Source organism: Methylobacterium nigriterrae (assembly GCF_037106235.1).
Taxonomy (GTDB): Bacteria; Pseudomonadota; Alphaproteobacteria; order Rhizobiales; family Beijerinckiaceae; genus Methylobacterium; species Methylobacterium nigriterrae.
This window is the reverse complement of the sequence record NZ_JBAWTG010000039.1, coordinates 1-12,302: the sequence shown is the minus strand read 5'-3', so window position 1 is coordinate 12,302 and position 12,302 is coordinate 1. Positions and strand designations below refer to the sequence as shown.

Sequence of the window (12,302 nt, the reverse complement as noted above, 5' to 3'; positions counted from 1 at the left end):
TAACGGTTCGTTGACCACGAGGGCGCCTTAAAGATGGGGGATCGCTAGGATTCTCCAGGAGACGCCCCATGACGTCGCGCGCGAAGACCACCGCCCTCCTCTGCCTCGCCGCCGTCGCGGCAGCCGGTCCGGCGCGCGCCGACTTCCAGTCCTGCCTCGCCGGGATCCAGGCGCAGGCGGCCTCCGCCGGCGTCTCGGCCCAGACCTTCCGGACGGCGACGAGCGGCATCGCCTACGACGACAAGGTCATCGAGCTCTCCCAGGCCCAGCCCGAGTTCAAGACGCCGATCTGGGACTACATGGCGGCCCTCGTCGACGACGAGCGCGTGGACGACGGCAAGGCCGCCATGCGCCAGCATGCCCAGGCGCTCGCCGCGGCGGAAGCGAAGTACGGCGTCGACCGCTACACGATCGCGGCAGTCTGGGGCGTGGAGTCGAATTTCGGCAAGAACCTCGGCAAGATGCCGCTCGTGCAGTCGCTCGCCACCCTTGCCTGCTCCGGCAACCGGCGGCGCGACTTCTTCCGCGGCGAGCTGATCGCGACCCTCCGGATCATCGAGCGCGGCGACATCGACGCCTCGCGCCTGTACGGTTCCTGGGCCGGCGCCTTCGGGCAGACGCAGTTCATGCCCTCGACCTACCAGCGCCTCGCCGTCGACCTCGACGGGGACGGGCGACGGGACGTCGTTGATTCCGCGGCCGACGCGGTCGGCTCGACGGCCAATTTCCTGCGTGCTGCCAAGTGGTCGAACGGGCACGGCTGGGGCTACGAGGTCCGGCTCCCCCGGGGCTTCAACGTCGGCTCCGCCGGGCGCCGCAACAAGAAGCCCGTCTCGCACTGGGCGAGCCTCGGCGTGACCCGCATCGATGGCCGGCCCCTCACGGGCGACGGCCCGGTCGGCATCATGGCGCCGGCCGGGGGCGACGGCCCGGCCTTCGTGGTCACCCGCAACTTCGACGCGATCTATTCCTACAACGCGGCCGAATCCTACGGCCTCGCCATCGCGGTGCTGTCCGATCGCCTGCGGGGGCGCGCGGGCATCCAGGCCGAGTGGCCCACCGACGACCCTCCGCTCTCCCGCGCCGAGCGCCGCGACCTGCAGGCGCGGCTGGCCGCCCGCGGCTACGATGTCGGCGAGCCGGACGGAAAGATCGGCGCCAAGACCCGCGACGCGATCAAGGCCATCGAGGCCAAGCTCGGCATGCCGCAGACCGGCCGCCCCGGAGCCAAGGTGCTGGAGGCGCTGCGGCGGGGGTGAGATCGCGTCTGCCTGCCGACGCGGAGCCGGTGCTGCGCGTCTGCGGGCGCGTCCTTGAACACGACAAGGCCCGCAGCGACGATCCTCGTCGTTGCGGGCCTGCTGCATCCCGAGATGAAGGTCGAGATCGAGGCGGCGGCCGCGCTGCCCTGCGGCGCGGCCCCGAACCTCACTCCGCGGCGGCCGGACCGGCCTTGGCGGCCTTCTCGCTCGCGCGCTCGGTGCGCTCGACGATGCGGGCGGACTTACCGCGGCGATCGCGCAGATAGTACAGCTTGGCGCGGCGCACCTTGCCGCGGCGGACAACCTTGATCGAATCGATCAGCGGCCCGTAGACCGGGAACACGCGCTCGACGCCCTCGCCGTAGGAGATCTTGCGGACCGTGAAGCTCTCGTTGAGGCCGCCGCCGGAGCGCGCGATGCAGACGCCCTCGTAGGCCTGGACGCGGGTGCGCTCGCCTTCCTTCACCTTGACGTTCACGATCACCGTGTCGCCGGGTTCGAAGTCGGGAATGGTCTTGTTGAGCTGAGCGATCTGCTCCTGCTCGAGCTGCTGGATGATGTTCATGGCAAAGCTCCGGCCGTAGCGCCCGGCCCCTCAGCGGGTTCGAGCGTCAGGATTTCGGCATCCTGTTGTGAGTTGGCGCTGCCCCTACACCAGCCGGAGCCGCTTGTCGATGCGCGCGGCGGCGAAATCGTCCCGGGCAACCGCCGCGCCCGCCCTCGGCGGCGGTTGAGAAAATCCGCCCGGCGGTCCACATGGAAGGTGGCGCTCCCCGCGGGCGCCGTTCCCGGCCGGCCTTGAACCGGCGCAGAGGACGAGGATTTCCAGCCGTCATGTTCATTCAGACCGAAGCCACCCCGAACCCCGCCACCCTGAAGTTCCTGCCCGGCCGGGTCGTCTTGCCCGAATCGACCTTCGAGGCGCGCAACGCCGAGGCCGCCGCCCACTCGCCGCTGGCGAGCCGCCTGTTCGACGTGCCCGGAGTCGCCGGCGTCTATTTCGGGCACGATTTCATCTCGGTCACCAAGGCCGAGGACGGCAACGAGTGGCCGCAGGTGAAGCCCGCGGTGCTCGGCGCCATCATGGAGCATTTCCAGTCCGGCCAGCCGGTGCTCGGCGAGGGCGCGCCGGTCGCGGACGCTGAGGGCGAGGAATATTACGACGCGGCCGACGCCGACACGGTCGCGACCATCAAGGACCTGCTGGAGACGCGCGTGCGCCCCGCGGTGGCGGGCGACGGCGGCGACATCACCTTCCGGGGCTACAAGGAGGGCGTCGTCTATCTGGAGATGAAGGGCGCCTGCTCGGGCTGCCCGTCCTCCACGGCGACGCTCCGCCACGGGGTGCAGAACCTGTTCCGGCACTTCCTGCCGGAGGTGCGCGAGGTCCAGGCCGTCTGAGCGGCGACGCAGCCGGGCAACACTCGGCCCTCATCCACCTCCAGGGAGGCCGCCTCGCACTGACGGGGCGGCCTTTTTGCCGTAACGTTTCCCGGCGCGCCGGCGCGCTCTCATGGGAGACCGGCCGGTTCCTGCCGGCGTGACTGGAGTCAGCGTGCGTATCCTCGCCATCGACACGGCACTCGACGCCTGCGCCGCCTGCGTCGCCACGGACATGTCGGACGATCTCCTGGCGGAGGAGACCATGGTGCTTGCCCGCGGCCACGCCGAGGCGCTGCTGCCCCTCGTGGAGCGGGTCATCTCGCGGGTCGATGGCGGGTTCGAGAGCCTCGACCGCGTCGCCGTCACGGTTGGCCCCGGCAGCTATACGGGCCTGCGCGTCGGACTCTCGGCCGCCCGCGCCGTCGGCCTCGCCGCCGCCATCCCAGTCGTCGGCGTCACCACCCTGTCGGCCCTGCTGGCGCCACTGCTCGCCCTCAACGGCGAGGGCCTGATCGCGGCCGCGATCGATGCCCGCCACGGCGCCGTCTATCTGCAGGCCATGAGCGTGCAGGACGGCATCGTCGTGCCGCCGAGCCTGCTCAAGCTCGACGAGGCGGCGCAGAGGCTCGGCGACGGGCCCGTCACCCTGGTGGGTTCCGGCGCGCCTGCCCTCGCCTCCGCCCTGAAGGCGCGCGGCATCGCGTCCGAGATCGCCGGCACCGCTCCGCCCGAGATCGCCTGGGTCGCCTCGCTCGGCATCGTCGCCGACCCAGCCCAGGCCATGGCGCGGCCCCTCTACTTGCGCGGGCCCGACGCTCAGCCGCAGGATCACGCGAGGCTCGCTCGCCGATGAGTCGCCCGGTCTCCCCCTTCTGGCCCTTCGAATGGTGGCTTGCCTGGTGGGATGCCTGGGGGCCCGAGCCCTACGTCGCCCCCCTCAGGGATTCCGGCCAGGCGCGCGCCCTCGCCCGCCTGCACGCCACCGCCTTCGCGCGTCCCTGGGACGCGCACGAGTTCGAGCGTCTCCTGTGCGAGCGCGCCACCGAGGCGCACGCCCTCTGGCGGGCCGGAACGGTGCAGGGGTTCATTCTCTCGCGCCGCGTCGCCGACGAGGCCGAGATCCTGACGGTCGTGCTCGCCCCGGCTGTCCGCGGCGGGGGCCTCAGCCGACGCCTTCTGCGCGAGCACCTGACCCATCTCGCCCATGCGGGCGTGCGCCACGTCCATCTCGAGGTCGACGAGGGCAACGCCCCGGCCCTGAAGCTCTACGCCCGCCAGGGCTTCGAGCAGGTCGGCGCGCGCACGGGCTATTACACCCGCAGCGACGGCAGCCGGGCGACGGCGCTCACCATGCGGGCGACGCTCGCGTGAGTCCCGTGGTCGGGTGAGGCTGGCGTGACCCGGCTCGGCACGATCGCGCGGCTCGCCCTCTGCGCCCTGGTTTTCGCGGCCCTGATCGGCCCGCACTGGCTGAGCCTCCGCTTCGGGCGGGGGCGGGTCGCCGCGCACGCGCCGATCCTCTTCCATCGCACCTTCCTGCGGCTGTTCGGCGTGCGGGTGACGCAGAGCGGCACGCCGCCGGTGTCCGGCGAGGCGGCCCTTGTCCTGTCGAACCACGTCTCCTGGCTCGACATCGCGGCGCTCGGGGCGCTCCGCCCCCTCTCCTTCGTGGCGAAGTCCGAGATCGCGGGCTGGCCGCTCGTCGGGACGCTGGCGCGGCTCCAGCGCACCGTCTTCATCGACCGGGCGCGGCGCGCCGCCACCGCGAGCGTCAACGCCGCGGTCGGGAGCCGCCTTGCGACGGGCGACCTGATCGTGCTGTTCGCCGAGGGCACGACCGGCGACGGCAACCGCATCCTGCCTTTCCGCTCCTCCCTCGTGGGCGCCGCCCGCACGGCGATCCAGGCGGACGAGGGCCGGCTGGATCGCATCCGCCTGCAGCCGCTCGCCATCACCTACCCGCGGCGCAACGGCCTGCCGGTGGTGCGCGGCGAGCGTCCCGAGATCGCGTGGTACGGCGACATGGAGCTTGCGCCGCACCTCGCCCTGTTCGTTCGGCAGGGACCGATCGACGTCCATGTGATCTGGGGCGCCCCGATCCTGTTCGAGGCCGGCACCGACCGGAAGTCCGCCACCGCGCAGGCCGAGGCGGTCGTCCGGGCCGCGATGCAGCAGGCCGTGACGGGCCGCGCGCCGGAAGGTCCCGTCTGGGCGGGCAGTCGCGCCGATGCGCCGGCCGTGACGAAGGGCGCCGACCCGCTCGGAGACCTACCGGGATCGGGGGTGCCGGCCATCTGACCCGCGCATGCGGCCGATGCCGGTTCCGCGGCGCGCCCCCTCCTTTGAACGTGAGAGGCGCACCGCTCCGGATCGGGCATCGGCCGCCGCGACGCCTCGCGAAAACTGTGCTAGAGGCCGGCCCCTGAGCCCCGGGGCGGTCCCTGAGCCCCGCGCGGCGGTGCCGCCCGATCCTTGCTGGACTGAACCGTTGAAGAAAGCCTTCGTCCGATCCTACGGCTGCCAGATGAACGCCTACGACGCCGCCCGCATGGCCGACGTCCTCGGGCAGGAGGGCTATGCCGCGACGGATTCGGTCGAGGAGGCCGACATCGTCGTCCTCAATACCTGCCACATCCGCGAGAAGGCCGCCGAGAAGGTCTATTCCGAGCTCGGGCGCCTGCGCGTGCTCAAGGGTGAGCGCAAGCTCGCCGGCCAGGACACGCGGATCGTGGTGGCGGGCTGCGTCGCGCAGGCCGAGGGCTCCGAGATCCTGGCGCGGGCGCCCGCCGTCGACGTGGTCGTCGGCCCGCAGAGCTACCACCGCCTGCCGGAGTTGCTGGCGCGGTCGCGCGAGACGCGCGTCGTCGACACCGAGTTCCCGGTCGAGGACAAGTTCGACCACTTGCCGGCCCGCCGCAACAAGGGCGTCTCCGCCTTCCTCACCGTGCAGGAGGGCTGCGACAAGTTCTGCGCCTTCTGCGTCGTGCCCTACACGCGCGGCGCCGAGGTCTCGCGCTCGGTTGCGGCCGTCACGGCGGAGGCGGCCAAGCTCGCGGAGGCGGGCGTGCGCGAGATCACCCTGATCGGCCAGAACGTGAACGCGTATCACGGTGAGGGTCTCGACGGCGGCAGCGCCGGGCTCGCCGACCTGACGCGCGCGGTGGCGGCGATCCCGGGGATCGGCCGTATCCGCTACACGACGAGCCATCCGAACGACATGGGCGAAGATCTGATTCGGGCCCATGCCGAGATCCCGGCACTGATGCCGTATCTCCATCTGCCCGTGCAGTCCGGTTCGGACCGGGTCCTCCAGGCGATGAACCGCAAGCACACCGGAGAGCAGTACCGTCGGCTGATCGAGCGCATCCGCGCGGCGCGCCCCGACATCGCCCTGTCGTCGGACTTCATCGTCGGCTTCCCGGGCGAGACCGAGGCCGAGTTCGAGGACACGATGCGGCTCGTGGCCGATATCGGCTTCCAGAGCGCCTTCTCGTTCAAGTACAGCCCGCGGCCCGGCACGCCCGCGGCCGATCGCGAGGATGCGGTTCCGGAGAGCGTCAAGAGCGAGCGCCTCGCCGCCCTGCAGGCCCTCCTCGACCGGCAGCGCCACGCCTACCAGAACGCGGCGGTGGGCAGCCTGACCGAGGTTCTGGTCGAGAAGGTGGGCCGTCATCCCGGTCAGGTCGCCGGCAAGACACCGCATCTGCTGGCGGTGCAGTTCGAGGCGCCGGCCTCGAGCATCGGCCGTTTCGTGGCGGTGCGCATCGTCGAGGCGGGTGCCAACAGCCTGTTCGGCGAGGCCGTGCCGCGCGCGGAGGCGGCGTGAGCGGCGGGTTCTCCGCTATCGCGACTTTGCTCCCCTTCCCTCGCGGGGACGGGTTGAGGTGCCGAAGGACATCTGCGTGAGCCCTGCTGACGGATCATCCGGCCGGAGCGGACCTCTCCGGGGGCGCGGGCCCGCCGCGCGGGCGGGCGAGATCATGGAGACCGTCGAGGTTTCGCTGACTTTCGACGACAACCGCCTCGCGAGCCTCGTCTTCGGCCAGTACGACCAGAACGTCGCCCATATCGAGCGCAAGCTCGAAGTGACCGCGACCGCGCTCGGCAATCACCTCGTGGTCAAGGGGCCGCCGGACGCTGCCGAGAAGGCACGGCGGGTCTTCGAGCGCCTTTACGCGCGCGTGCGCGGCAGCGGCACCGCGCTGACGCTCGGTGACGTCGACGGCGCGATCCAGGAGACCACGGTCCAGGGCAATCTCTTCCCCTCCGCCGAGATCGCCGCCGATCCGAACCAGTCGCAGTTCGAGCAGATCGCCACCCGCCGTCGCGGCGCGGTCCGTGCCCGCAACGCCGCGCAGGACGCCTACATCAAGGCCCTGCGCACCAACGAGCTCGTCTTCGCCGAGGGGCCTGCCGGCACCGGTAAGACCTGGCTCGCGGTCGGCCATGCCGTCTCGCTGCTCGAGCAGGGCCATGCCGAGCGCCTGATCCTGTCTCGGCCCGCCGTCGAGGCGGGCGAACGCCTCGGCTTCCTGCCCGGCGACATGCGCGAGAAGGTCGACCCCTATCTGCGCCCGATCTACGACGCCCTCTATGATTTCATGGAGGCGCGCCACGTCGACCGGGGGCTGCAGACCGGCATCATCGAGATCGCGCCGCTGGCCTTCATGCGCGGTCGGACCCTCACGAACGCCGTGGTGTTGCTCGACGAGGCACAGAACACCACGTCGATGCAGATGAAGATGTTCCTGACCCGTCTCGGCGAGAATTCACGGATGATCGTGACGGGCGATCCGAGCCAGATCGACCTGCCGCCGGGCCAGCGTTCCGGCCTCGTCGAGGCGGTCAACGTGCTCGAGGGCGTCGAGGGTATCGGGCGCATCACCTTCAGGGACGTCGACGTGGTGCGCCACGATCTCGTGCGCCGCATCGTCTCGGCCTACGAGCGGGCATTCCACGGCGAATCGGACGCCGATCGTAACCCGAACCCGCGCCGCCGCCCGCTCGCCTGACCATGCCGAATCTCGAGATCGACGTCGCGGTCGAGGATGAGCGCTGGACGGGCGCCGTGCCGGATCTCGATGCCTTCGTGGTCCGGGCCGTCGAGGCCGGGTTCGCCATCGCACCGAACCCGCCGGCGGGCGCGATCGAGGTGAGCGTCCTTCTCACCGACGATGCGGCCGTCCGGGAGCTGAACCGGACGTGGCGCGGCAAGGACAGGCCCACCAACGTCCTCTCCTTCCCGGCGCCTGGCCAGCCCGCGCATGCCGGCGTGCCGGTGCCGCTCGGCGACGTCGTCCTTGCGTATGACACGATGCTGCGCGAGAGTGCCGAGCAGTCGAAGCCGCTTGCCGATCATCTCGCCCACCTTCTCGTCCATGGCACGCTCCACCTTCTCGGCCAGGACCACGAGACCGGCGAGGCCGAGGCCGACGCGATGGAAGCGCTCGAGATCGCGGCCCTGCGCACGCTTGGCGTGCCCGACCCTTATGCCGGCTGAGCGGCGAGTCCGGCAGACCTACCCGATATCCCAGACCCGAGAGACATGACGAACGATCGAAGTCGCGGCGCGGCCCAGGCCGCGCTCAGCAACGCAGATGGCGAGGCCGGCGCCCGCGAGCCCTGGTACGACCGTCTGCTCCAGGCCCTTCACCTGAAGCCGCGCGATTCCCTGCGCGACGACATCGAGGACGCGCTGGCCGAGCCCGATTCGGGCGAGAACGCCTTCTCGCCTCTCGAGCGGGCCATGCTCAAGAACGTCCTCGGCCTGCACAAGGTCCGGGTCGACGACGTGATGATCCCGCGGGCCGACATCGTGGCCGTGTCGGTCGACACCACGCTCGGCGACCTGCTCAAGCTCTTCCGCACCGCCGGGCACTCGCGCCTGCCCGTCTACGGAGAGACGCTCGACGACCCGCGCGGCATGGTCCACATCCGCGACTTCGTGGATCACCTCGCCGCCAAGGCCGAATCCGGGGGGCGCCGCGGCGCGGCGAACGGCTCCACGGCACCGACCTCCCCGGCCGCGGCCGCCGCGGAGGCCGGAGCCGAGCCACAAGCGGCTCCGCGCACGCGCCGCCCGGCCCGGGCCCTGCGCGCGCTCAATCTCGGCCATGTCGACCTCGCCGCGACGCTCGCCGCGACCCGCATCCAGCGCCCGGTCCTGTTCGTTCCGCCCTCCATGCCGGCAATCGACCTTCTGGTGCGCATGCAGGCGACGCGCACGCACATGGCCCTCGTCATCGACGAGTACGGCGGCACCGACGGGCTGATCTCGATCGAGGACCTGATCGAGATGGTGGTCGGCGACATCGAGGACGAGCACGACGTGGCCGAGGGCCGCCTCGTCCAGCGGGTCGACGGCGAGGCCGAGGTCTTCGTGGCCGATGCCCGTGCGGGCCTTGCCGAGGTCTCGGAAGCCACCGGCGTCGATCTCCTGGCAGCTGTCGGCGAGAGGGCGGAGGAGATCGACACGATCGGCGGCATGATCGTGACGCTCGCGGGCCGCGTCCCGTCGCGGGGCGAACTCATCGCCGGCCCCGGCGATCTCGAATTCGAGGTGCTCGACGCCGATCCGCGCCGCCTCAAGCGCCTGCGCCTGCATCGCGGGCCGGCCAAGATCACGGCCATCGTGCCGCTCGCGCTCCCGCCTCCCAAATCGCCCCCCACGGCTGCCGCCGAGACCCACGGACCGTGACCGCTCGCTTCGAGGCCTACCCCCGCGCGCAGGCCGGTGAGGGCCACGCGGCGGGGGATGCCCTGCTGCGCCTGAGCGGCTGGTTCGCGGGCCGTCGGGGCTGGCCGCGCTTTACCATCGCCGTCGGGGCCGGCGCCCTCGGGGCGCTCGCGATGCCGCCCTTCGGCTGGCTGCCAGCGCTCGTCGTGTCGATGACGCTCGCCGTCTGGTTGACGGACGGAGCGGCCGCGTCCGGCGGCCTCGGGCGCTCGCTCCGGCGCTGCTTCCTGACGGGCTGGGCCTGGGGCTTCGGCTACCTGACGGCGGGCCTGTGTTGGCTCGGCTCCGCCTTCCTGGTGGAGGCGGACGAGTTCGCCTGGGCGCTGCCCCTCGGGGTGGTCGGCCTGCCGGCGGTGCTCGGCCTGTTCTACGGCGCGGGCTTCTCGGCCGCGCGCCTCGTCTGGTCGCCCGGCGCCGGACGGATCGCGGCGCTCGCGTCCGGCGTGGCGGGAGCCGAGTGGCTGCGCGGGCATCTCTTCACGGGCTTCCCCTGGAACACGCTCGGGATGGCGCTCGGGCAGAATCCTTGGCTGATGCAGTCCGCCTGCCTCGTCGGCCTCTACGGGCTCACGCTGCTCACGGTGCTGATCTGCGCCGCGCCCGCGACGCTCGCCACCGGGAGGCGGCCGATCGGCCGCTTCGCGCCGAGCGCGGCGGCTGCTTCGGTGCTCGCCGGCCTCGCCCTCTACGGCGCCGCGCGGCTGCCCGAGAGACCCGATGCAACGGTCGCGGGCGTTCGCCTGCGCCTCGTCCAGCCGAACCTGCCGCAGGACGCGAAGTTCCGGCCCGAGAACCGCGAGGACATCGTCGACCGCTACATCGAGCTGAGCGAGCGTCCACCGGAGGCTGGCCGCGAGCTCCCCACCCACATCCTATGGCCGGAATCGGCCTTCCCGTTCCTGATCCAGCGCGACCCGGCCTCCCTTGCCAAGGTGGGGCGCGCGCTTCGGCAGGGTCAGCATCTCGTCACCGGCGCGGCCCGGGCCGAGGAGCCCCTGCCGGGCGAGCGCCTGCGCTTCTTCAACGCGATCATGACGATCGAGCCCGGCGGCCGCATCGTCGACACCTACGACAAGGTGCATCTCGTGCCCTTCGGCGAGTACCTGCCGGCCCCCCTCGACGCCGCGCTGCGGGCCGTGGGTTTGCGCCAGTTCGTGTCGGTGCCGGGCGGGTTCTCGGCGGGCAGCCGCGCCGGCCAGCGCATGCTCGACGTGCCGGGCCTGCCGCCGGCCGCCGCCACCATCTGCTACGAGGCGATCTTCCCCGGCGCGATCGTGCCGACCCGGTCGGAGACCGGCGCGCCGCAGGCCGCGGGCCTGATCCTCAACGTCACCAACGATGCCTGGTTCGGCGACACGCCGGGCCCGCGCCAGCACCTCGCCCAGGCGCGCCTGCGCGCCATCGAGGAAGGCCTGCCGCTGGTGCGGGACGCCAATACCGGCATTTCGGCCGTGATCGACGCCCACGGGCGCGTCACCGCGAGCCTGCCCCTCGACCAGGAGGCCGTGCTCGACGCCGACCTGCCCGTGCCGATCGAGGGCCGGACGCTGTACGCGCGCTTCGGCGACTGGCCCTTCCTCGCGATGCTGCTCGCTGCCCTGCTCTGCGCGCTCGGCGCATGGCGGCGGGCGTGAGGCTGGAAGCGCGCGCGCCGTACCCGCTTCTCATCGGGCTCGGCGTGATGCTGGTGGCGTTCAACCTGCGCCCGGCCCTCACCACGGTGGGGCCGCTGCTGACCGGGATCAGGGCCGAGACGGGCCTCGGCGCGGCGGGCGCGGCCGTCCTCACCACCCTGCCCGTCCTGTTCCTGGGGCTGGCGAGCGCCTGCGGGCCGCTCGTGATCCGGCGCCTCGGCGCGGAGCGCGGCATCCTGCTCGGCATCGCGCTCGTCGCCGCGGGGCTGGCGGCCCGGGCTCTCGGCGGTCTGGTGCCGCTGTTTGCCGGCGCCGCGCTGTCGGCGGCCGGGATCGGGCTGTCGGGCGTCCTCCTGCCCGGTCTCGTCAAGCGCGACTTCCCGCATCAGGCCGGCCCGATGACGGGCCTCTACACGATGGTGCTCTGCCTCGGCGCGGCGGCGGGCGCCGGACTGACCGTGCCGCTCCAGGATCTCCTCGGCCGCAGCTGGTCCCTCGCGCTCGCGGCCTGGTCGGTGCCGGCCGTCGTCGCGACGCTGGCCTGGGCGCCGTTCGCGCGCGCCGCGCGGCCGGCCGCCGCGCGGCGCGACGCCCGGGCACCGGATGCCGCCCGCTTCCATCGCGACCCGCTGGCCTGGCAGGTGACGGGCTTCATGGGCCTGCAATCGTCGCTGGCCTACATCATGTTCGGCTGGGTCCCCGTCCTCCTCCAGAGCCGCGGGCTCAGCGCCATCGATGCGGGGTTCGTCGCCTCTCTGCTGAGCGTCGGGCAGGCGCCGAGCGCCCTGATCATACCCTGGCTCGCCGGCCGGGTGCGCGACCAGCGCGGCTTCGTCGTGGCGCTCCTCGTTCTCACGATGCTGGCCTTCCTGGGCGTGGTCTACGCGCCCGTCGGCCTGGCGGCGCCGCTGTCGATGCTGCTCGGCTTCGGCCTCGGCGGCACCTTCGGCCTCGGGCTGACCATCCTGGTCCTGCGCGCCCGGGACGCGGCCGGGGCGGCCAAGCTCTCGGCGATGGCGCAGGGCTTCGGCTACAGCATCGCGGCTCTCGGACCGCTCGGCTTCGGCCTCGCCCACCGGAGCGGCGGCGACTGGCACCTCTCGGCCCTGCTGTTCTGCGCGATCGCCCTCGCGGGCATGGTGTGCGGATTGGGTGCGGGCCGGGACAGGCATGTCGGCGCAGGATCCTAGCGCGCTTTCCGCCAAAGTGGTTGCCGGTTTGGCGATCAGAAAGCGCGCTAAATCAATGGTTTGGAGCATTTTCCGTGATCCAAAAATCACGGAAAAT

General features: G+C 72.0%; 12 protein-coding genes. 11 read left to right on the top strand and 1 reads right to left on the bottom strand.

Annotated elements, in window-relative coordinates; genetic code table 11:
• Positions 1–68: 68 nt before the first annotated feature.
• Complete coding sequence (locus WDW90_RS19620; protein WP_336489136.1) at positions 69–1,259, top strand: lytic murein transglycosylase; 1,191 nt, start codon at positions 69–71, stop codon at positions 1,257–1,259.
• A 169-nt stretch (positions 1,260–1,428) separates the two neighbouring features.
• Here WDW90_RS19620 and rplS read toward each other — a convergent pair whose 3' ends face one another.
• On the bottom strand, positions 1,429–1,827 hold the full coding sequence (gene rplS / locus WDW90_RS19615; RefSeq protein ID WP_336489135.1) for a 50S ribosomal protein L19: 399 nt from the start codon (positions 1,825–1,827) through the stop codon (positions 1,429–1,431).
• Positions 1,828–2,096: 269 nt separating this feature from the next.
• On the opposite strand from rplS, the gene WDW90_RS19610 reads away from it, so the two are divergent.
• The 10 genes from WDW90_RS19610 (at position 2,097) to WDW90_RS19565 (ending at position 12,205) form a co-directional block, all read left to right on the top strand.
• Positions 2,097–2,663: a NifU family protein gene (locus tag WDW90_RS19610; RefSeq protein ID WP_336489134.1), complete on the top strand. Its 567-nt coding sequence runs from the start codon at positions 2,097–2,099 to the stop codon at positions 2,661–2,663.
• Between the two features lie 154 nt (positions 2,664–2,817).
• Positions 2,818–3,498: a tRNA (adenosine(37)-N6)-threonylcarbamoyltransferase complex dimerization subunit type 1 TsaB gene (gene tsaB, locus WDW90_RS19605; protein ID WP_336489133.1), complete on the top strand. Its 681-nt coding sequence runs from the start codon at positions 2,818–2,820 to the stop codon at positions 3,496–3,498.
• The gene (locus tag WDW90_RS19600; RefSeq protein WP_336489132.1) at positions 3,495–4,016 is read left to right on the top strand and encodes a GNAT family N-acetyltransferase; all 522 of its coding nucleotides are present in this window, start codon (positions 3,495–3,497) and stop codon (positions 4,014–4,016) included. The genes tsaB and WDW90_RS19600 overlap by 4 nt, the downstream gene beginning before the upstream one ends.
• Before the next feature lie 24 nt (positions 4,017–4,040).
• Complete coding sequence (locus WDW90_RS19595; protein ID WP_336489131.1) at positions 4,041–4,943, top strand: lysophospholipid acyltransferase family protein; 903 nt, start codon at positions 4,041–4,043, stop codon at positions 4,941–4,943.
• 190 nt (positions 4,944–5,133) lie between these two features.
• Entirely contained in the window at positions 5,134–6,471 is a 1,338-nt protein-coding gene (gene miaB, locus WDW90_RS19590; RefSeq protein ID WP_336489130.1) for a tRNA (N6-isopentenyl adenosine(37)-C2)-methylthiotransferase MiaB, read from the top strand.
• 76 nt (positions 6,472–6,547) lie between these two features.
• Positions 6,548–7,657, top strand: a complete 1,110-nt coding sequence (locus WDW90_RS19585) for a PhoH family protein (RefSeq protein ID WP_431311080.1) — start codon at positions 6,548–6,550, stop codon at positions 7,655–7,657.
• Positions 7,658–7,659: 2 nt separating this feature from the next.
• Positions 7,660–8,145: an rRNA maturation RNase YbeY gene (gene ybeY / locus WDW90_RS19580; protein ID WP_336489129.1), complete on the top strand. Its 486-nt coding sequence runs from the start codon at positions 7,660–7,662 to the stop codon at positions 8,143–8,145.
• Between the two features lie 45 nt (positions 8,146–8,190).
• Entirely contained in the window at positions 8,191–9,342 is a 1,152-nt protein-coding gene (locus WDW90_RS19575; protein ID WP_336489128.1) for a CBS domain-containing protein, read from the top strand.
• Positions 9,339–11,015, top strand: a complete 1,677-nt coding sequence (gene lnt, locus WDW90_RS19570; RefSeq protein WP_431311079.1) for an apolipoprotein N-acyltransferase — start codon at positions 9,339–9,341, stop codon at positions 11,013–11,015. Before WDW90_RS19575 ends, lnt begins: the two co-directional genes overlap by 4 nt.
• Positions 11,012–12,205: an MFS transporter gene (locus WDW90_RS19565; RefSeq protein WP_336489127.1), complete on the top strand. Its 1,194-nt coding sequence runs from the start codon at positions 11,012–11,014 to the stop codon at positions 12,203–12,205. Before lnt ends, WDW90_RS19565 begins: the two co-directional genes overlap by 4 nt.
• Positions 12,206–12,302 lie beyond the last annotated feature (97 nt).